The organism is Marinicella sediminis (assembly GCF_002000055.1).
Classification (GTDB): Bacteria; Pseudomonadota; Gammaproteobacteria; order Xanthomonadales; family Marinicellaceae; genus Marinicella; species Marinicella sediminis.
Genome location: NZ_MVBD01000005.1, coordinates 243,498 through 263,111 on the forward strand (window position 1 = coordinate 243,498; position 19,614 = coordinate 263,111).

General features: G+C 47.6%; 18 protein-coding genes and 1 tRNA gene. 12 read left to right on the forward strand and 7 right to left on the reverse strand.

Features of this window, described 5'->3' with window-relative positions; genetic code table 11:
* Positions 1 to 39: 39 nt before the first annotated feature.
* A complete protein-coding gene (locus B0475_RS09000; RefSeq protein WP_077411476.1) occupies positions 40 to 1,497 on the reverse strand; it encodes an amidohydrolase family protein in 1,458 nt (485 codons plus the stop codon).
* Positions 1,498 to 1,820: 323 nt separating this feature from the next.
* Between B0475_RS09000 and B0475_RS09005 the strand changes: the two genes are divergently transcribed.
* Entirely contained in the window at positions 1,821 to 3,011 is a 1,191-nt protein-coding gene (locus B0475_RS09005) for an efflux RND transporter periplasmic adaptor subunit (RefSeq protein WP_077411477.1), read from the forward strand.
* A 39-nt stretch (positions 3,012 to 3,050) separates the two neighbouring features.
* Complete coding sequence (locus B0475_RS09010) at positions 3,051 to 6,197, forward strand: efflux RND transporter permease subunit (protein WP_077411478.1); 3,147 nt, start codon at positions 3,051 to 3,053, stop codon at positions 6,195 to 6,197.
* A gap of 44 nt (positions 6,198 to 6,241) precedes the next feature.
* On the opposite strand, the gene B0475_RS09015 is transcribed toward B0475_RS09010, so the two are convergent.
* Both B0475_RS09015 and B0475_RS09020 read right to left on the reverse strand, forming a co-directional pair.
* Positions 6,242 to 6,715 carry a hypothetical protein gene (locus tag B0475_RS09015; RefSeq protein ID WP_077411479.1) on the reverse strand — a complete coding sequence of 158 codons (474 nt, stop codon included), beginning with the start codon at positions 6,713 to 6,715 and terminating at the stop codon, positions 6,242 to 6,244.
* 106 nt (positions 6,716 to 6,821) lie between these two features.
* Complete coding sequence (locus B0475_RS09020) at positions 6,822 to 7,400, reverse strand: superoxide dismutase (protein WP_077411480.1); 579 nt, start codon at positions 7,398 to 7,400, stop codon at positions 6,822 to 6,824.
* A gap of 123 nt (positions 7,401 to 7,523) precedes the next feature.
* Here B0475_RS09020 and B0475_RS09025 point away from each other — a divergent pair, with 123 nt between their 5' ends.
* From B0475_RS09025 to B0475_RS09055, 7 genes are all read left to right on the forward strand, one after another.
* Positions 7,524 to 8,069: a DUF924 family protein gene (locus tag B0475_RS09025; protein ID WP_077411481.1), complete on the forward strand. Its 546-nt coding sequence runs from the start codon at positions 7,524 to 7,526 to the stop codon at positions 8,067 to 8,069.
* A 170-nt stretch (positions 8,070 to 8,239) separates the two neighbouring features.
* Complete coding sequence (locus tag B0475_RS09030) at positions 8,240 to 9,625, forward strand: class II fumarate hydratase (protein WP_077411482.1); 1,386 nt, start codon at positions 8,240 to 8,242, stop codon at positions 9,623 to 9,625.
* Positions 9,622 to 10,788 carry a hypothetical protein gene (locus B0475_RS09035; protein ID WP_077411483.1) on the forward strand — a complete coding sequence of 389 codons (1,167 nt, stop codon included), beginning with the start codon at positions 9,622 to 9,624 and terminating at the stop codon, positions 10,786 to 10,788. The genes B0475_RS09030 and B0475_RS09035 overlap by 4 nt, the downstream gene beginning before the upstream one ends.
* Positions 10,789 to 10,958: 170 nt before the next feature.
* Positions 10,959 to 11,912 carry a sensor histidine kinase gene (locus B0475_RS09040; protein WP_157892828.1) on the forward strand — a complete coding sequence of 318 codons (954 nt, stop codon included), beginning with the start codon at positions 10,959 to 10,961 and terminating at the stop codon, positions 11,910 to 11,912.
* Between the two features lie 11 nt (positions 11,913 to 11,923).
* Positions 11,924 to 12,565, forward strand: a complete 642-nt coding sequence (locus tag B0475_RS09045) for a response regulator (RefSeq protein WP_077411485.1) — start codon at positions 11,924 to 11,926, stop codon at positions 12,563 to 12,565.
* Positions 12,566 to 12,567: 2 nt separating this feature from the next.
* Positions 12,568 to 13,152 (forward strand): tRNA-(ms[2]io[6]A)-hydroxylase, encoded by a 585-nt coding sequence (miaE, locus tag B0475_RS09050; RefSeq protein ID WP_198538181.1) that lies wholly within the window; start codon positions 12,568 to 12,570, stop codon positions 13,150 to 13,152.
* Positions 13,152 to 14,369, forward strand: coding sequence for a hypothetical protein (locus B0475_RS09055; RefSeq protein WP_077411486.1), 1,218 nt, complete (start codon positions 13,152 to 13,154; stop codon positions 14,367 to 14,369). Before miaE ends, B0475_RS09055 begins: the two co-directional genes overlap by 1 nt.
* A gap of 162 nt (positions 14,370 to 14,531) precedes the next feature.
* On the opposite strand, the gene B0475_RS09060 is transcribed toward B0475_RS09055, so the two are convergent.
* Positions 14,532 to 14,621: transfer RNA gene (locus B0475_RS09060), tRNA-Ser, on the reverse strand.
* Between the two features lie 327 nt (positions 14,622 to 14,948).
* Between B0475_RS09060 and B0475_RS09065 the strand changes: the two genes are divergently transcribed.
* Positions 14,949 to 16,343, forward strand: coding sequence for a Na+/H+ antiporter NhaC family protein (locus tag B0475_RS09065; RefSeq protein WP_077411487.1), 1,395 nt, complete (start codon positions 14,949 to 14,951; stop codon positions 16,341 to 16,343).
* Here B0475_RS09065 and B0475_RS09070 read toward each other — a convergent pair.
* From B0475_RS09070 to B0475_RS09080, 3 genes are read right to left on the reverse strand one after another with little or no spacing between them, the layout of a single operon-like run.
* Positions 16,340 to 17,173 carry a YitT family protein gene (locus B0475_RS09070; protein WP_077411488.1) on the reverse strand — a complete coding sequence of 278 codons (834 nt, stop codon included), beginning with the start codon at positions 17,171 to 17,173 and terminating at the stop codon, positions 16,340 to 16,342. The two genes, B0475_RS09065 and B0475_RS09070, sit on opposite strands and share 4 nt — an antisense overlap.
* Positions 17,174 to 17,180: 7 nt before the next feature.
* Positions 17,181 to 18,056 carry an acyl-CoA thioesterase gene (locus B0475_RS09075; protein ID WP_077411489.1) on the reverse strand — a complete coding sequence of 292 codons (876 nt, stop codon included), beginning with the start codon at positions 18,054 to 18,056 and terminating at the stop codon, positions 17,181 to 17,183.
* Complete coding sequence (locus tag B0475_RS09080; protein ID WP_077411490.1) at positions 18,037 to 18,618, reverse strand: N-acetylmuramoyl-L-alanine amidase; 582 nt, start codon at positions 18,616 to 18,618, stop codon at positions 18,037 to 18,039. The genes B0475_RS09075 and B0475_RS09080 overlap by 20 nt, the downstream gene beginning before the upstream one ends.
* A gap of 188 nt (positions 18,619 to 18,806) precedes the next feature.
* Between B0475_RS09080 and B0475_RS09085 the strand changes: the two genes are divergently transcribed.
* Together B0475_RS09085 and rpmF are read left to right on the forward strand one after the other, a co-directional pair.
* Positions 18,807 to 19,316 carry a YceD family protein gene (locus tag B0475_RS09085; protein WP_077411491.1) on the forward strand — a complete coding sequence of 170 codons (510 nt, stop codon included), beginning with the start codon at positions 18,807 to 18,809 and terminating at the stop codon, positions 19,314 to 19,316.
* A 16-nt stretch (positions 19,317 to 19,332) separates the two neighbouring features.
* Entirely contained in the window at positions 19,333 to 19,524 is a 192-nt protein-coding gene (gene rpmF, locus B0475_RS09090; protein ID WP_077411492.1) for a 50S ribosomal protein L32, read from the forward strand.
* Positions 19,525 to 19,614: the final 90 nt, after the last annotated feature.

Consider the following 19,614-nt stretch of genomic DNA (forward strand, 5'->3'; position numbering starts at 1 on the left):
GAATGAGGCAGTGGGGTTAAACTCACTGCCTGATTGGTTTCAGCACCAACGCATCAGGTTAAGAAACTCCCGTCGGGTTTTTGGTCCATAGGTGTTGAAGTGTGGGGTGGGGTTATTGAGGTAATTTTCTTTTTGTCTTGCCAGACCGTCGTGTTGGACAAACTGATGCACTTCACTGGCACTGATTTGATAGGGTTTTGTGGCATTCAGCCCAAAAATCCTGGCTCTCAGATCAGCATCCATCGCCCTGTAGCCATGTTGCTCTTGAAACTCTTCGGAAATCTGGAAAGCCCGGAACGCCTGAATCTGATCCTGTGGAGAACCGTACCAGATGGAATCAGTGCCCCACAAAACGTTGTGTTCACCAATGTGGGTGATCATTTTACCCAGCGCATGGGCCGCCTGATTGGGGTCACGCATCAGAAAACGCCAGGTGCTGCCGAGCTCTGCATAGACATTGCTGTTAGGTCTTACGTCATTTTTAATCACCGAATGAATCAGGCTGTCGATTCCACGGTTGGTATTACCTGAGTGATAAGCGGTTTCTTTGTGCGCCGGATCAAAGCCGGAATGATAGATGATGAAATTGATGTCCGGATACATTTTGGCGGCCTTTCCCACATCGTCACACAGACTGTGTTCAAAAGATTTGGGTCCAAATGGAATGCCTTTGTGGATGCAAATGTTTTTCACGCCTAATGTGCGGGCCTTTTCAATCATCGCCAGACCATCATCGTCTGTCAGTGCATAGCCTTTACCATCAGGTCCATACTGGGTATAGGTTTTGAAGGCGGCAATGTCCCATTCTTCAGCCAATGTGTCCATGCCTTCGAGATCACCCGGTTGGTTGGGGTTAATCCGGCCATGCAACAGCAAACGATGATCGCCTTCCATCCTGGCAATGATGTCTCTGGTGGCGGCGGCTTCTTCGATGGTCAGGGGCTCGTTTTCCAGCGCAGATGGTACAAATGACAAAACCATCAGATCAGTGTCAGAATCCATAAAAACGTCTTTGATGAATTCTTCACTGCCCAGGCAATTCAAATAAGCCCGGTCTCCTGGTTGATTTGCCAGATCACATTGACTCTTTGGCATGAATGACAGGGGTTTGGCGCCTGGTGGGAGTTTATTCAACCAATTGCCCTGGGGATTAACAAAATGGCCCTGGATGTCAAAAATAAATTCGTGCTTACCCAATTCCGCATCAGCCAGGTCAGTTTCCATCGCTGCGTCTGCTGACAGCTGATAAAAACCACCACTCAATCCTGTTTTGGCAAATGCTGTGTTGAAAGCCAGCAGCGTGGACGCCACACCACAGCTGGTGGTGATGAATTGCCGGCGTTGAACATTGAGCCTGGCGGCATCGTTGGTGGTGCTCAAGATGGCTTGTTGATTGGCTTGTTTTTGTGCTGGTTGCAGATCGACTGGGGCAAATTCGCCATTGCTGGTGGTGTCTATCTTGATGGGCAGTTTTTGATGTTCATTGTTGTCTGACATGTGACCCTCTTTGGCTGTGTTGTCATTTAATATAGCTGTTCAATACTGTATTGCCCTGTGCCATAAGTCAGTCATCTGGTTGCTATGCGTGACTTTTGGCCTACGAAAGGGCCTGTAATGGGTGACCATCAGCCCATGAAATCACCTGTCTTTTCATGCTCAAATAATAATGAAACGTAGCTGGGTAAACATCTAAAAATCATCATCATTTTGCAGAAAACAGGCCTTCTAGGCCAAAAGTACTGATTGTGAAATATTTTGTAACCATTGTCTTCCTGCCTCGTTAATCAGCCAAACAACTAACTTCTATTGAGGAACCAACTGTGAAAAAATTAATCAAAATTGTTGCCCCTGTTTCGGTACTGGCCATCAGTTTTTTTATTGTTCAGGCACTGGCTGCTGCCAAGCCACAACCTGAGAAAAAAGAAAACACCCAGCGATTAATTTCACTGTATGTGGATGAAGTCACTTCAGAAACAATCACTCCTGATGTGGATTCTCAGGGAGAAGTGAAGCCCAAAACTGAAATAGACCTGACCTCCCGGGTATCTGGACACATTGTCAGTATCTCAGATGCTTTTGCTGAGGGCGCGGAGTTTTCACCTACCACAACACTGATCAAAATCGATGACACCGATTACAGAATGGCAGTGATCCGTGCAGAAGCCAGTGTGGCTGCCGCTGAAGTTGAGCTGGAGCGTGAGCTGGCCAATGCCAAGATGAAGAAAGACACCTGGTTACAAAAAAGAGGTGATGTAAAACCCACTCCTTTTGCTTTGAACAAGCCACAGGTACTGCAGGCAGAAGCCAACCTGAAAGCCGCTAAAGCTGATTTGCAGGAAGCCAGACTGAATGTGGCACGAACTGAAATCAAAGTGCCTTTCAGAGGCCGTGTGGTCAGCAAACAAGTGGGCCTGGGTCAATACATTTCAGCAGGAACTCAATTGGGTAAAGTTTTTGCTGTAGATAAAGTTGAAGTGAAATTGCCTTTGACTGACATGCAACTGACCGAGTTGGATTTACCAATGGGTTATATGGCGCCTGAGGGAGCAGGTCCCAAAGTTAAATTCACTGCTCAAATGGGTCGTTCACAACACAGCTGGAATGGTCGAATTATCCGCACCAATGCAGCGGTCGATCAGGAGACCCGTTTAATATATGCCACCGCTGAAGTCGAGGACCCCTATGGTAAAGGAGCAGATTTTGGTGTGCCATTTGCGGTGGGATTATTTGTTCATGCCAGCATTGAAGGTGTCGAAACCAAAGATGCCATGGTGATTCCACGTGAAGCTTTACGGAATGCCGATAAAGTCTATGTGGTGGATGGCGAAAACAAACTTGATATTCGAACAGTGGAAGTCATCTCGACTTCTGAAGATCAGGTATTGATCAGTGCTGGTTTGGATATTGGTGAAAAGGTAGCGGTTTCGACCTTGCCAAACCCAGCCCAGGGCATGTTGGTGCAACCCATTGACAAAGGGGTGGTTACTACTGATCTGGTTTCACAATTGTAAATCCATACAACAAGCGACAACAACTGAGGTAAATAAGAGATGAATCGATTGATCGCCTGGTGGGCAAATAACACCGTCGCCGCGAACTTGATGATGATTGGCATATTCATTGCCGGTGTCATTGGCTTCAATTCAATGGAACGGGAAATGGACCCTCAAGTGAGGTTTCCTGGCCTGCAAATCAATGTCAATTGGCCAGGAGCTTCTCCACAAGACGTGGAAGAGCAACTGGTGGCCAGGATTGAAGAGTCGGTCAGTGACATGGATGCCATAGAATGGGTCCGGTCTTATTCGGCAGAGGGTTTTGGTACCGTCAGCATCCTGGCAGAACAGCAGGTGGATTTCAACCAGTTCATGAATGATGTGAAAATCCGCATAGATTCCATCTCGACATTTCCCAGTGACATGGAACAGCCGATTGTGCAGCAATGGATCAACCGTGATGAGTTTATTCGCATAGCTGTACATGGTGACATGACAGAGCGGGAACTGAAACGACTGGCAGAAACCCTGCGTCGTGAAGTGGCTCAGTTACCTGCCATTACAGTGGTGCAATTGTTCGGAACCCGCAATGAAGAAATATCCATTGAAGTGGGCGAAGATGCCCTGAAACGATATGGTCTGACTTTTTCAGATGTGGCCACAGCGATCAGGAACAGTTCCATGAACCAGTCTTCTGGTACCGTGCGTACTGAAGTGGGTAGTTACCAGTTAAAAGTCCGTAGCCAGGCTGATACCGAAGCAGATTTTTCCAACATCATAGTCAAAGAAACCGCTGATGGCGGCGTGATCCGTGTTGGCGATGTAGCCACGGTGATTGATGGCTTTGAAGACAATCCGATTCTGGCCACTTTGAATGGTGAGCCAGGTGTCTTGATACAGGTGATGACCACCGAGATCATGGACATAGTTCGTGCTTCTGAGTCAGTACGTAAATGGATTGCTGAGCGTCAGAACAGCTTACCTTCGAATGCCAAACTGACGTTGTGGAATGATCAGGCTGAAGATTTTAAAGGACGGATGGAAACCATTGGCGGTTCAGCGTTCATGGGTTTGGTTCTGGTGTTGTTTATCCTGATGTTGACCCTGCGGCCGAAAGTGGCTTTCTGGGTGGCGGTTGGAATCGGTACAGCATACGCCGGAGCTTTTGTGTTTTTGCCATCTGTGGGTGTTTCATTGAATATGCTGTCTACCTTTGCCTTTCTGTTGGTATTGGGGATTGTGGTGGATGATGCGATCGTGGTTGGTGAAGGTATTCACAGTGAGTCCAATCGTTTGGGCGGCGGACCAAAATCAGCCATTTCAGGCGCTCAACTGGTTGCTAAACCCGTTATATTTGGTGTGTTGACCACCATCATGGCATTCATGCCATGGTTGTTTCTGGGGGGATCAACCAGTGAGTTTACCAGGCACATCACCTGGGTGGTGATTCTGGCGTTGACATTCTCTTTGATTGAGTCTTTGTTTATTTTGCCGGCGCATTTATCGAAAATGCGTCCCAGAAAGGACCAGAACCGCATTGGCCGGATGCAAAAGGCCATTTCCAACAGCATCGTAAATTTTGCCCAGAATCATTATCGCAGGATTGGTCAGTTTTCATTGAATCATCGCTACCTGACTGCCAGCGTATTTGTGGGCATACTGGTGATTGGCTTTGGTATGTTCGGCAATGGGTTGGTGAAAAAGAGCTTTATGCCGGACATTGAATCTGATGAAATCATTGTCAATGTGGTGCTGCCTGAAGGCGCGCCTTACAGCCGGGCCCTGGAAATCCTTGCTCAGTTGCAGCATGCAGAAAAGGCCCTGGAAGAAGAGGTTAATCAGAAAACCGATGGCCAGGGAGGTTTGATAGAAAACTGGTACACCCGTTCAAGGCGTGACAGTGTTATTGCAATTGTGAAACTCACTCCACCCGAAGAACGCCCGGTGGCGGTTCAGAATATGTCGGCCAAAGACGCCTCAGTGCGCTTGCGGGAATTGATGGGTGATGTGCCGGATGCCAAAGAGGTGTCAGTGCAATATACCCAGGGCAACCGTGATCCGGCCTTCGAATTGTCCATCAGACACCCTGATCTGGATGTTTTGCGCTCAGCAACAGCTGAACTTGAAGATCAACTGCGCACTTATGAGAACCTGTATGATGTGAGAAATAACCTGGAAGGTGCTTCTGAAGAAATCCGTATCACCCTGAAGCCGGGGGCCACCAAAATGGGTTTGACCCTGGCTGACGTCAACCGACAGGTCAGACAAGCATACTTTGGAGAAGAGGTGCAGCGTGTGCCACGCAATGGTCAGGATGTGCGGGTCAAAGTCCGCTACCCTGAGGCATCCAGAAGATCCATAGAATCATTGAATAATTTCTATGTGAGAACCAGTGAAGGTCGCGAAGTACCCTTGCTGGCGGTGGCCAACCTCGAATATGCTCCGGGCATCAAGAGCATTCAGCGATGGAACGGCAGCCGTGCTGCCAGAATCAGTGCTGACCTGAAAGACGATGTACGTGGTGACATCAACAAAGACCTGGAAGAAAATTTTTATCCAGCCTGGGAAGCCAAATACCCTGGTATCAGCAGGGGCTCTGTGGGTCAGGCTGAAGGTGAGGCGCGCTTCCTCAAAGAAGTGATGGGTTTGTACCTGATGGCCTTCTTTGCCATGTATACTTTGCTGGCTGTGGCATTCAAGAGCTACTCGCAACCCATCCTCATTTTGATTGCCATTCCTTTTGCCTTTGTTGGGGCCATAGTTGGCCATGCAGCACTGGACATGACCATGGCCATCTTCAGTTACTTCGGGATCGCTGCCGCCGCTGGGGTGGTGGTCAATGACAACCTGGTGTTGATGGATTACTGTAATAAGCTCAGGGAAAAGGGCATGGCGGCCAAAGAAGCCATTGTGGAAGCTGGTGTGGCTCGTTTCAGACCGATACTGTTGACTTCAGTCACCACCATTGTGGGTTTGATGCCAATGATGATGGAGCGCTCCATCCAGGCAGCCTTCCTGCAACCCATCGTGGTCTCTCTGGCCTTTGGTGTGTTTATGGCATTCTTTGTGACCTTGTTGATGGTACCGTCTCTGTATGGCATCGGTCTGGACATCAAAGCGGGATTCCGTCAATTGTTTAAACGTCAAGCCATCAGCAATGAATCTGCAAGTGAAGTCACTACAGCTGTAACCAACAACAGCTGATCACGCTGAATCAAATGTTGCCAAGCCATGAGTCGTTCGCCGGTTCATGGCTTTTTCAATTGTTGCAATGTATTATTCACCAGATTTTGGGTGAACGTCAGATCAGAAGACTGGCAAATATTGCTGACACAACTGACTGTGCGTTTACTGTAAGGGTTGATGGCAGTTGAAACCTGAATGAAAACCTCCTGCGGGCATAACTCAATGGTCTTTCTGCTGTGGTTTAGGTATTGAATGCGGTTGTTATTGGTCATTGCCTGACCTTTGGCAGTCAGAGGTGAGCAGTCAGCATCAATTTCACACCATTGAGGTGCATCGATCAAAGCCTGCATGGTTTGCTTGTGTTTTGTGCATTGTCTGGAAGGTGTGATGTTCAGGTCTTTGAGATCAATAAAGCTGATGTCAGGTTCTTGAGGGTCAGGATTGGGTTGATAAGGTCCATCGAACATAACACGTAACTCAACAATCAGCCAGGCTAACAGTAAAGCAGTTATACCTGCAAATAAGAAGTGTTTCATCAATAAGTACCGTGCTGTTTGCCGTTATGACAGATCTCCGGATGGATTGTTCCATAAAAAAAAGCCAGTCTCAAAGACTGGCTTTTTGAATGAAATGATGATTGATTTATTTCAGGTTGCCTGCCACATAGTCCCAGTTGACGATGTTCCAGAAATTTTTCAAATATGCACCACGGTCATTGCGGGTATCTACATAGTAGGCGTGCTCCCATACGTCACAGGTCAACAGAGGGGTCAGGCCATCGGTCAGTGGGGTGCCGGCATTGAATGTATTGACCAAGTCAACAGATCCGTCTTCTTTTTGCACCAGCCATACCCAGCCAGAACCAAATGTTCCGGCGGCCAGTTGGTTAAACGCCGTTACAAATTCAGCAAATCCACCGAACCGGTCAGCGATTTTCTCTGCCAAAACACCCGAAGGTTCTCCACCACCTTCAGGTGAAAAGCCATTGAAGTAGAACGTGTGGTTCCAGATTTGGGCAGCCTGGTTGAACATCACGCCTTCAGACTTCTTTACTATGTCTTCCAGAGACATGTCGGCAAATTCAGTGCCTTTGATTAATTCATTTAATTTATTGACATAGGCATTGTGGTGTTTACCGTGGTGGTATTCCAGGGTTTCTGCAGAAATGTGTGGCTCCAGCGCGTCTTTGGCATAAGGTAAAGTGGGTAATTCGAATGACATACATGACTCCTTGTTAAATGAAAATGGATAAAAAAACTATGTTGGGCTGTTTTGCATATTTTAAAGGGCTTGTTATAAGATGAACGTGAAAAAGCTGTTAACTGAGTCAATGGAGGTCGCATTATGCAGTCACAACAAGTGATTGATTTCTGGTTTGATGAGCTGAGTGCCAGGCAATGGTTTACTCAGGATTCAGATCTGGATCAAATCATCGGGAAAAGGTTCGGAAAGCTTTATCAACAGGCCGTTCAGTGTGAGCTGTATGGCTGGCGATCAACTGTTGAAGGAAGGCTGGCTGAAATCATTGTACTGGATCAGTTCTCCCGCAACATGTTCAGGGGACAGGCGGCGGCTTTTGCCTTCGATCCATTGGCAGTGGCATTGACACAGGCAGCCATTGATGTGGGTGCTGATCAGGAGTTGGTTACACAACCAGCCAAGTTGGCTTTTTTATACATGCCATTGATGCACAGTGAGTCATCAGTGATACACCAGCAGGCAGTGAAAAAATTCAGCCAACCAGGCCTTGAAGATAACCTGGCTTTTGAATACCGGCACAAGGCCATCATTGACCGATTCGGTCGATACCCACATCGCAATGCCATATTGGGCAGGGAGTCAACACCTGAAGAACAACAATTTCTTACTCAGCCGGGCTCCTCTTTTTAATTCTGCAAGTGACAAAATTTGTTGCTGGCCCTTGCAAAATCAACAGGGGTTGGTTGAATTGTAAAATTAAGTGTCAAAACCCTGGCAGACAGTGGGCCAATGAGTTTTCATTCGATTTCTGAGCGCATTGCGCGTATAATTTCGGCTCGTTTTTAAACCGACCAGATTAAATGACTGAATTTCGAATTGAAAAAGACAGCATGGGCGAACTGAAAGTGCCGGCCGATGCCCTCTATGGTGCCCAGACACAAAGGGCCGTCAATAATTTTCCCATCAGTGATCTGACCATGCCACGGGCTTTCATCAATGCGTTGGGGTTGATCAAGGCTGCGGCAGCAGAAGCCAATGTGTCTTTGGGTCACATGGATCAGGCCATTGCAGATGCAGTTATCAATGCCGCTAAAAAAGTTCAGTCAGGCGAAGTTGATACCCATTTTCCGGTGGATGTTTTTCAGACAGGTTCCGGTACCAGTTCAAACATGAATTGCAATGAGGTCATTTCACATCTGGCCAGTACCGATGAACTGTTCATCCATCCCAACGATCATGTCAACATGGGGCAAAGCTCCAATGATGTGATTCCCACAGCGATTGCAGTCAGTGCCACCTTAACGACCAGTGAACTGCTGATACCTGCCTTACAAGACTTCGTTCAGGTTTGTCGCAGTAAAGCCACAGATCTGGATCATGTGGTTAAAACCGGCCGGACGCATCTGATGGATGCCATGCCGGTGACCTTCGGCCAGGAATTAAACACCTGGGCCAGTACCATTGAAACCAACATCCGGCGATTACAGGATACCCTGACCAGGGTCTCGCAATTACCGCAGGGTGGAACTGCAGTGGGTACAGGCATCAATGCAGATCCTGCCTTTGGTGGTTTGTTTGCTGAAAAACTGACTTCTGCCACTGGTGTGAATTTCAGTTCAATGGACAATAAATTTGACGGCATCAGTGCCCAGGATAACATCGTTGAATTATCCGGTCAGTTGAAAGTGGTGGCCACCACCTTAATGAAAGTAGCCAACGATTTACGCTGGATGAACTCTGGCCCATTGGCTGGTATTGGTGAAATTGAGCTGCCATCTTTACAGCCTGGCAGCAGCATCATGCCAGGAAAAGTTAATCCGGTGGTGCCAGAAGCCATGGCCATGGTCTGTGCCCAGGTCATTGGTAATGATGCCACAGTAACTGTGGCTGGACAATCCGGTAATTTTCAGCTTAACGTCATGTTACCGGTCATTGCGTATAATGTGTTGCAAAGTATCCACATACTCAGCACAGCCAGCAAAGAGTTGGCGCACTCTGCCATCAAGGGGTTCAAGGTGAACCTGGATGCAGTCAGTGAAAATGTGGGTAAAAATCCAATTCTGGTTACGGCATTGAATGCCGTGATCGGGTATGACCTGGGGGCAAAAATTGCCAAACAGGCTTACAAAGAGAAACGTTCTGTGTTGGACGTCACCAAGGAAAACACAGATTTATCCGAGGCTGAAATCAAAGCCATTCTGGATCCGATTAAATTGACCACTGGTGGTATTGAGGAAAAACAATGAAGAAAGTATTAACCATAACCCTGTTACTGATTACCTCCCTGAGCTGGGCAGAATTGCCATCTTGGGGGATGACGGAAAATCAATATAAGTTACCAAATGCAAGCACTAAATTTGGTGAGATTGGTGCGCAAGCTGCCAAGAACAATTGGCTGCTGAAAATCACTGCACCCAAGGACTGGCACAATAAGATTCGCATGGGCCTGACAGATTCAGGTGCCCGTGATGTGCAGGTCAACTTCAAAGACTCACTGTACAACAGCATTGCCATTTCTGCTGTACCTGGCATCAAAATGGCCAAAGTGTCTTCCAGCAACGGCAGCACGGCAACTGTTCAAAAACAAGTGGTGATTGATAAACCTGAATTTGACACCGAAGTTGACGCGCCTGAATTTGGTGACATAGAAATACCCAATAACGGTGATGAATTACTGGGTGAAATCAATAAATTGGAAATCGCTGTTCCTGTTGCCCAGCCAAGTGCCACTGCTGCAGCCCAGCCAGCCAGGCCATCAACCAACATCCGGGCAGAAAATTCAGGAGGTCAGATTGCTGCCACTCCGGTGCTTTCTGCCGATGATCAGGCCACTGCCACGCGTGAAGAAAATAAGGAAGACCTGCGCAGAAAATACGCCCGAGCCAAGCGGGTCGAAAAGAACCTCAGTTACACCAGTATCACCAGCAAAGATGACCTGTTCATCAAAGGTGATGTGGTGTTAATCAAACGCTTCATCAACCAAGGTGTGGTGTTGTTTTTCTGGATGAATGAAGCTTATGATCCAGCGGTTCATAAGCTGGTAGAGAAGGGTTCTGGAAAATACCGCAAAGATCCTGAAGCAGTGGCTGGTGACCAGGTGGATGCCAAAGTGGCCGAAAAAACTGAAGAAAAAGTCATTGAACCAACCAGCCTCGATTTCGTTGCGGTGGATGATGTGATTGAAGATCAGGATGATTTACGCCGCAGCCATGCCAGAAATAAAAGGGTAGATGTGAGCATTTCAGCCTCCCAATTGAAGAGTGAAGATATCTTGTATGTACAAAATAAGACGGTATTGGTTGAACGACCCATCACCAGTTCCCAGAGTGCATACTTCTGGTTGGTTGGTGATACCACCATTAATCTGGAAGTTGAACGCACAGGTGATAATGAATTCGAAATTCAATAGTGGTTTATCGCTATTCTCACATTAAACTCATCAGACTGGCTGGGCTCATTATTTGGCTCAGCCTGTCGATCCCGCTGTTTCTGCAGTTTGATACACTGAATCAAACCTTCGGTATCTACCTCACAGCTCATTTGTGTTTTGGCCTGATCTTTTGGTTTGTGACCAATAAGATGAGACAGCTCAATTTTAAAGTCAAAGCCTGGTTGTCGATTATTTCACTGGTTTTTCTGGTGCTGGTGATCAATCACATCACCGACAGTGCCACAGGTATCTTATATGCGTTGATCATTTCGGTTTTGCTGGCCTGGTTGTTTCCGGTCCGACAAAGCTTGCTGATATTGACTGTCTACAATGTGTTGATTGGATTGCAGTTCAATTACCTCGGTAGTGATTTGGAAATCAAGGCATCGCAGTATATGCTGTTCTTTGTATACCTGGGGGTCTCGGTGTTTTCCTTTATCATTTCCCTGGTTGCCTACCGTCAGCAGAATGCCAAAGAAGAATTGCGTATGTTGAACACGGAATTGAAAGCCACTCAGGTATTGCTGGCTGACTCATCAAGAATCAATGAGCGGTTGAGGATTTCCAGAGAATTGCATGATTTGATTGGCCATCACTTGACCGCACTGACACTGAATCTGGAAGCGGCTTCTCACATGACCGAAGGCAAACCGCAATCTTATGTCAGAAAAGCCCATTCAATTGCCAGATTATTGCTTGCTGATGTTCGTGAAGTGGTGGGTAAATTCCGTCAGTCCGGCACCCTCGATCTGGGTCAGGCTGTCACCGAATTGCTGGAAGGTTTGCCGGGCCTGAAAGTCAACAAAGAAATTCCGGATCCATTTTTGGTAGAAGACCCCAAATTGGCGCAAACCATCCTGCGTTGTGCTCAGGAGCTGATTACCAACACCATGAAACACGCTCAGGCCAGTCGCATTTTTGTCTCTCTGGAACGCACACAGGATCACATTCGTCTGGTGGTCCGGGACAACGGTGTGGGCTTGGGCAAATCCGTGGCCGGCAATGGCATGACAGGAATGTCAGAACGTGTTAAATTACTGGATGGGCAGTATGAATGTGAATCAAATAACGGATTGCAGTCCATCTTAACCTTCCCGATATAGCAGAGAACAACATGATAAAGGTTTTATTAGTAGACGATCAGAATCTGGTGCGCCAGGGCGTTCAGGCCTTACTGGACATCGCTGATGACATAGAAGTGATTGGTGAGGCCAGGTCTGGCCAGGAAGCCATCGAAATGGTGCCCGAACTCAATCCTGATGTGGTCTTACTGGACATGCGAATGCCTGGTATGTCCGGTCTGGATGTGTTGCATGAGTTGTCTCAGAGCAATCAATTGCCTCCAACCATCATCCTGACCACTTTTGATGACGAAGAATTGATCCTGGCTGGAGTCAAAGCCGGTGCCAAAGGCTACTTACTGAAAGACGTTCCTCTCGAGGAGCTGGTGGAAGGCATTAAACAGGTGGCAGAAGGTAAAACCATTGTCAGACCGCAAATCACCGAGCGTATTCTGGAAAGTGTGGAAGGGCTGAAGAATGATTTTATCAGCTTTGAACGGCCGGACCCGTTGACCAATCGGGAAACGGAAATCCTGCGTTTGATGGCTGGTGGATACAGCAACAAAGAAATCGCCAATTCAATTTTTGTTGCTGAGGGAACAGTAAAAAACCACGTTTCCAACATTTTGTCAAAACTCGGGGTTCGTGACCGCACCCGTGCTGTACTGAAAGCATTGGAACTGGGGTTGATCTGAAAGTGAGTGTGCTGGAATTTGAACTGCGGTTGCCTACCCCCGCTGAATGGGTTGATGTGGCCAAATCTGACTTCAATGCTTTTTTACAGGACCATGCGGCCTGTGAACGCAAAGCGGCAGCTCTGGCGATGTCTATGGTGCAACACTATCCGGATAAGCCCGATTTGATTCGAGGCATGATTGACCTGGCTATGGAAGAAATGGCCCATTTCAGGGAAGTGATGAAAATCATGCTTGAACGGGGCTTACAACAGGCCAATGATGAAAAAGATCCATACATCAAACAACTGCTGCAACAAATCAGAAAAAACGGTGAGACTTATTTGCTGGACCGGCTGCTGATCTTCAGTATAGTGGAAAAGCGCGGACATGAACGATTCCAGATGATGGGTGAAGCTTTGGAAGACCCCAAAATGAAGGATTTCTATATCCGACTGGCCAAAGCCGAATACCGACACTACACACTGTTTATCAAGTTGGCACATCAGTATTATGACGCACAACAAGTAAACCAACGCCTTGATGAACTGTTGGATGCCGAAGCTCACATCATTAAAAACTTGCCATTTCGTGCTGCCGTGCACTGATGGCGCACGTTGACAAAGCCGTCAAGCAATACCTGTCTCAATACACGGATCCCATGGTGCCTGATCTTGCACAGATCACCGGGCAATGGGATCACGTGTTGATCGTGCCTGTTTGTGATGAACATCCGGATTTTATGCGTCAACTGATGAGCCATCATGGGCATGAATTGGTGTTGTTAATTGTGGTGGTGAACCGCCCTCAAAAACACCCAAGAAGCACTGATTGGCAGCTCAGTAATCATACCCTGGTGTGTCAGTGGCAAGCGGCGGCAGAGCTACTGGTCAGCATCAGTGATGAGGTGACTCTGTTGTCAACTGTGGATGGGTTTGATGTTTTGCTCGTTGATCACAATTTGTTGCCCTATGAAGACCACAAAGGTGTTGGCCTTGCTCGGAAAGTGGCCGCAGACATGGCCTTAAAACTGGTGGTGACCGGGCACATCAAAACGCCATGGATATTCAGTACCGATGCCGATGTGATCTTGCCGGCTGGTTATTTTCAGGTGCCGGAACAAATCGGTGGTGATGATCTGGCATGCAGTTTAAGGTTTCAACACATTTCAACTGATCCCCAGCTGTTGGCGTTGCAAGACGCATATGACTTTAAAATGTACTATTACCAGCAGGGTATCCGCTTCATTGGTTCGGCTTATAACTACATTCCATTGGGCAGTACGCTCATCATCCATGCCGAGGCTTATGCCAAAATTCGTGGATTTCCGGTCAGGTCCGGAGGTGAAGACTTCTATTTGCTCAATAAAGTTGCGAAACTGGGTGGCGTATTTCAGCCGGAACAGCCGGTTGTTGAAATCAACGTCAGGATGTCAGAGCGGGTACCTTTTGGCACTGGACCGGCGATCAGAAAAATCCGTGCAGACATCGAGCAGGGACAATTACCGTTGTACTATCACCCACGTATTTTTGTGATTCTCAAAAAATGGCGTAATCAACTGCTGGACTATTATCATCAACAGCAATTGCCGGTTGCAGACGAAGGTCTGAATGAATGCTGGGACATGGAAACGGTGCTTGTCAAAGCCATGGGGCAAACCAATTCTGAGCAACGGTGGCAACAATTCATTCACGAATGGCTGGATGCGTTTAAACTCTTGAAATCGGTTCATTTTTTGCGAGGGCGTTATCCCTCACTTGATCGAGAATCGCTATTGATGGAACCAGGCTATGCTTTGGTGACTGGAGGTGAAAGAAGCCAGTAAATGGGCAGCTGTATGACATCAAAACAGCCAAATGTTGACTGACCACAGCGATTTCGATTGATTGTGCGGTTGACAGCTGATGATCCTGTCAAAACTTTCGATTTCAGAGTTTCCGGCTCTGATTTGAGCCAGTTAATTTGGATGTCAATGACATGAAAAGAATGGCGGTGAGAGAGGGATTCGAACCCTCGATACGCGTTAACGTATACCCGCTTTCCAGGCGAGCTCCTTCAACCACTCAGACACCTCACCGCGTGGGAGGTGGATTGTAACTGTTTTTTTGACTAATTGGAATGCCTGGATCAGGCAAAACAGTGAAATAGTGCGAAAATGGGGTGGGTTATCAGCGACCTGTGGTCAGCTGTTTGGGTGCCTGAGGTGTTTGTCAATGCATCGGTTGGGTGATCGTCCTACACGTGTTTATTGGGTTGGTTTATTGCACTGCCAATTCAGTGATTGCAGTGCTGTTTGCCGATTGATGGCCGCAGCCATTGTTTAACTTTAAATCCTGGGTGAAAAATCCAAATCCGATCTTAAAAACCGATATACTGATTCTGAATCCATCATCCATTGCTTAATATGACTGAGAAAAAAGTCCATTTTTTACACGCCTTGTTGGTGTTTGCTGGTTTATTCGCTTTGATTGCCACCGGAATGTTTGTGCTTGACCACTTGTTACATGTGGTGTTGTTTGCCGGAGTGGTGTGGACCGCTTTGCATGCGACTTATCTGGGATTCCGTTATGAAACCATCAGGGCAATGATGAGCAGTGCCATCAGTCGTGCACTGCCAGCCATTTATATCTTTTTGCTGATTGGACTGGTGATTGCTGCTCTGATGAAAAGTGGTACCGTCGCCACCTTGATATATTATGGCCTGGACTGGATGTCTCCGGCGGTGTTCTTGCCGGTTGGTTTTGTGCTCTGCGCTTTGATGTCCTTACTGACAGGAACTTCATGGGGTACGGTAGGCACACTGGGCGTGGTTTTTATGGGCATTGGAGTTGCCCAGGACATGCCGTTGTACTGGGTTGCTGGCATGGTTGTGTCGGGTGCCACTTTTGGTGACAAAATGTCGCCAGTTTCAGACACCACCAACCTGGCGGCGATGAGTGCAGAAACTGATCTGTATGCTCATATTCGTTCAATGATGATGACCACCATTCCAACTTTTGTCATCGTTACCCTTATTTTTGCAGGCGTGGGGTTTGGTCTGTCAAGTGAAGCCGGTGATTCTGCTCAGGTGGCGAACATTCAGGTTGCTTTGGCTGATGAATTCAACCTCAATCCACTGATCACCATCTGGCCTGTGGTGGTGATGGTGCTGCTCAGTTATCGGCGAGTGGCAGCTGAAGTCAGCATGACAGCCTGTGTGGCTGTCGCTGTGGTGATTGCTTTGTTGTTTCAGGATGTGACATTTCAAGAAATGTCCCAGGCACTTTGGTCAAACAAAGCTGCTGAAACAGGCGTGGAGAACATCGATCAATTGCTTGGCCGGGGCGGGTTGTTCAGCATGGCATGGACTTTGCTATTGGCATTGATAGCCATTGCTTTGGGAGGAATTCTGCAGGGAGCTGGTTTTGTGCTGGCACTGCTGGGAGGTTTGGTGGCAGTCATTAAACGCACCGGATCTTTGGTCGCTGCAACGATTGGTTCAGGTTTATTGACCGTGGCAGCTTTGGGCGAGGGTTACATTGCCATCATCCTCAATAGTCAGGTGTTTAAAAAGGCATATGAGCGTAAAGGCATTGATTCAGCGGTATTGTCAAGATCGGTAGAAGAGGGTGTTACATTACTGGCGGGTTTGATTCCGTGGACCACAGCCGGCGCTTTTTATGCCGCCACATTAGGTATCTCAGTGCTGGAGTTTGCGCCGTATGCGTTGTTGAACTTGCTCAATCCGTTGGTGGCCATTGTGTTTGCCTATCTGGGGATCGCCATTATCAGATCTGCTGACAAAAAGATAAAAAACTAACTGATTCTGGATATCCGACTGTCGCCAACCATTTCACTGGCTTCCATGGTCACCACCAAGGCATTGGCATCTATGCCGAGCACCAATTCCTTGAGCTGGTTAATGCGGCGGGCATCAATCACCACAAAAAGTATTTGTTTGGTGTGTTCTCCACTCAGGTTGCTGCCAGACAGGATCGTACCATCCCGGTTCATCCGGCTGGCTATGGCAGTCGCAATTTCAGGGAGTTTGACCGAGACAATATTGATGGTCTTTTCGCTGACCCGGCCGGTTAGAATCCGGTCTATTACCTGAGCAGTGACATAAATGCTGATCATGCTCCACAATATTTTTTCCATGTCCTTAAAGAGCAAGCCTACACTGAGTATGATGATACTGTCCATGATCAACAGCACCTGAGCTGCTTTGATGTGGGTGTGACTGGCAATTATTTTCGCCACGATGGTGGTGCCACCGGCTGACGCATGACCTTTGAGCACCAGCCCTACACCAATGCCCGCAAAGATCCCGCCATAGAGGGTGGATAACAACATACTGCTGATTGCCGGAATGGTCAGATAGAGGGTAATTAAATCCACAGTGACGGCGGTCAGCACCATGGAATAAATGCTGCGCAGGGCAAATGCCGTGTCCATGTAGCGAATGCCAGCCATGATGAGTGGAATGTTGATCATCAGCATCGATACCCCTACCGGAGCAGAGGTGATCATGTGCAGCAAGATGCCCATGCCTGGAGTGCCACCGGTAACGATTTGAGCCGGGGTCAGAAACATCGCCACAGCCACTGCCAGAATCAATGAGCCTGAGGTAATCAGCAGGTATTTTTTCATGGCTTAACTATTTGGCTTCATCCCACAGTCGCATGAGTCCCTGCTGGGCGGTTGAAGCCACCAGTTTGCCATGAATGTCAAACACATGGCCGGTGGCAAAGCCTCTGGCTTCAGATGCACTGGGGCTGTCGCAATCATACAGCAACCAGTCATCGATTTGAAACGGCCGGTGAAACCACATGGCGTGGTCCAGACTGGCAAATTGTAGCCTGGGATCCAGGTAGGAGATGCCGTGTGGCAGTGTTGCGGTTGAGACCAGGTGAAAATCGGACACAAATGTCAATAAGGTCCGATGGCAAGCCTGGTCCGCTTCCAGTGGGTAGCGGGCTTTGAACCAGATGCGCTTGATGGGTTGCTTGGGCTCACTGTCAAACGGATCGACATCATCAACAAAACGAAATTCAAACGGCCCCTGGGTGGTCAGGGTGCGGCGCATTCTGGGTGACAGGTGTTTGATTTTATCACCGGGAATCAGGGTTTTTTCAGTTAAGTCATCGGGTTTAGGTACATCAGGCATGTCTTTTTGATGTTCCAGACCCGATTCATGACGCTGAAATGAAGCGGACAGTATCAGAATGGGTTTACCGTTCTGAATCGCCGAAACCCGTCGGTTACTAAAAGTTCTGCCATCACGGGCCCGTTCAACCTGGTATATCACTGGTTTATTACAGTCACCTTCCCTGAGGAAATAGGCATGCAAAGAATGCACCTGTTGATCTTTGGTGGTCTGATATGCTGCTTTAAGGGCTTGCGATAAGGCCTGACCACCAAAAATTCTTCCTGTGCCAATGTCCAGAGACTGGCCTCTGAACAGGTTTTCTTCCAGGTTTTCAAGGTCAAAGTAAGTCAATAGGTGGTTCAGTTCATTGGTAGTATTTTGCATGGCTGCCTATGTTTATCAGTTGAATGTTTTTCATCACAAAATCCCAGGGAAACAGTGGGCCCGGGTCTGTTTTTCTGCGCACCTTTTGCTGTGGGTCATTGGCGGCCGGGAGGGTGGATTGATCTATGTCTTCATGGCCAGTGATGTGTTGCAGACTGGGGATATGGCTGTGCAAGTGTTTGATCAACGCAATCAGGGCGTCAATTTGCTTGTCGGGGTAGGGTTCAGTCGGTTGCTGGTGTTGGCTGTGGTGCCAGTCAGGGTAGCGGCCCAGGTTGATCAACTCAATGCCAATCGAACTGGCGTTGTGTCCTTTGACATGATGGGCAATTTTTTCACGCTTGACCCAGCAATGGATTGAGCCATCCCGATCAATGTAATAATGCCCAGAGTTGCCTGTTCCGCTTGGGTAAAGGACTTTTTCACCGTATTCGCGGGCCATGGCCAGATCGGGCAATTCAGTACAGTGAATGACCAGCAAAGCGATGTCGGATAACGAACGGTCATCCAGGCTCGATTCGTAGGGCAGTGGGTTGGTTGTGATTTGCACAATGAAAGCCATTTTTGATTTGACTTAGTTTAGCAAATCCCCGGTCAACCTGTCACCCTCCTCATGGGGCAATTTATGACTCACTGATTGGTCTGTCTAAAACCCTGTGAAAACAGGTCAAAGGCGGTATAATTGGAAACCTGTAAAAACACGTTAATTGGTTTGCATTCAGGTGTTAAAACCAGTAGAATTCGCCGGCTATGGTTAAATCACTACCAGATTCAATCGAATTGAACGCTGCAGTCAGGAAGGAATGGCAGTTGACAGGAGCGGTTTTGTTGTCCGACCTGGATCGCATGCCCACTGAAATGATTCGTTCAGCAGATGCTGTGATTGAGTATGAAATTTATTTCAGACAATCGACTGCGGTATTGGGTGAAGCAGTGGTCAGAATCAAAGCTGATCTTGAATTAATCTGTCAGCGCAGCCTGGAGACGTTTAAGTTTCCATTGCGCAGTGATAACACCATAGGCTTTATCAGTGAGCTTGAAGATGAAGAAAAACTGGCCACCGATGTCTCACCGTCATGGGTGGAAGACATGCTGGTTGATCCAAAGGCGTTGATAGAGGATGAGATATTGTTGATGATTCCGGATGTACCGGTTAAGCCGGGTGCGGAATTAGACAGTCAGTACCTGAATGATCAGGATGACGACACAGCAGAAGAAGAGGTGGAAAACCCTTTCGCTGTATTGAAAGATTTAAAATAATTTTGGAGAACTCAAAATGGCAGTACAAAAGAGCCGTGTAACACCGTCGAAAAGAGGCATGCGACGCGGGCATGATAAATTGAAAGCAAGATCTTTATCAGTTGAGCCGGAAACCGGTGAAACTCACTTGCGTCATCACGTCAGCCCTGAAGGATTTTATCGTGGTAAAGAAGTGATCCAGTTTGAACAAGCTGACGCTGACGAATAAAGACTGATCAACAGCCTGTATGCACCAGTTGACATACAGTCGAACAGTTAACAAAATGGGTAAAGCAAACACTTTGCCCATTTTTTATTG

What these genes read in the sequence shown, in the direction of transcription:
- B0475_RS09030 (WP_077411482.1), top strand. Translation starts at nt 8,240, where the DNA reads ATGACTGAATTTCGAATTGAAAAAGACAGCATGGGCGAACTGAAAGTG.
- B0475_RS09040 (WP_157892828.1), top strand. Translation starts at nt 10,959, where the DNA reads ATGAGACAGCTCAATTTTAAAGTCAAAGCCTGGTTGTCGATTATTTCA.
- B0475_RS09000 (WP_077411476.1), bottom strand. Translation starts at nt 1,497, where the DNA reads ATGTCAGACAACAATGAACATCAAAAACTGCCCATCAAGATAGACACC.
- B0475_RS09085 (WP_077411491.1), top strand. Translation starts at nt 18,807, where the DNA reads ATGGTTAAATCACTACCAGATTCAATCGAATTGAACGCTGCAGTCAGG.
- B0475_RS09045 (WP_077411485.1), top strand. Translation starts at nt 11,924, where the DNA reads ATGATAAAGGTTTTATTAGTAGACGATCAGAATCTGGTGCGCCAGGGC.
- B0475_RS09070 (WP_077411488.1), bottom strand. Translation starts at nt 17,173, where the DNA reads ATGAAAAAATACCTGCTGATTACCTCAGGCTCATTGATTCTGGCAGTG.
- B0475_RS09020 (WP_077411480.1), bottom strand. Translation starts at nt 7,400, where the DNA reads ATGTCATTCGAATTACCCACTTTACCTTATGCCAAAGACGCGCTGGAG.
- B0475_RS09055 (WP_077411486.1), top strand. Translation starts at nt 13,152, where the DNA reads ATGGCGCACGTTGACAAAGCCGTCAAGCAATACCTGTCTCAATACACG.
- B0475_RS09010 (WP_077411478.1), top strand. Translation starts at nt 3,051, where the DNA reads ATGAATCGATTGATCGCCTGGTGGGCAAATAACACCGTCGCCGCGAAC.
- B0475_RS09075 (WP_077411489.1), bottom strand. Translation starts at nt 18,056, where the DNA reads ATGCAAAATACTACCAATGAACTGAACCACCTATTGACTTACTTTGAC.
- B0475_RS09025 (WP_077411481.1), top strand. Translation starts at nt 7,524, where the DNA reads ATGCAGTCACAACAAGTGATTGATTTCTGGTTTGATGAGCTGAGTGCC.
- B0475_RS09065 (WP_077411487.1), top strand. Translation starts at nt 14,949, where the DNA reads ATGACTGAGAAAAAAGTCCATTTTTTACACGCCTTGTTGGTGTTTGCT.
- B0475_RS09035 (WP_077411483.1), top strand. Translation starts at nt 9,622, where the DNA reads ATGAAGAAAGTATTAACCATAACCCTGTTACTGATTACCTCCCTGAGC.
- B0475_RS09080 (WP_077411490.1), bottom strand. Translation starts at nt 18,618, where the DNA reads ATGGCTTTCATTGTGCAAATCACAACCAACCCACTGCCCTACGAATCG.
- B0475_RS09015 (WP_077411479.1), bottom strand. Translation starts at nt 6,715, where the DNA reads ATGAAACACTTCTTATTTGCAGGTATAACTGCTTTACTGTTAGCCTGG.
- rpmF (WP_077411492.1), top strand. Translation starts at nt 19,333, where the DNA reads ATGGCAGTACAAAAGAGCCGTGTAACACCGTCGAAAAGAGGCATGCGA.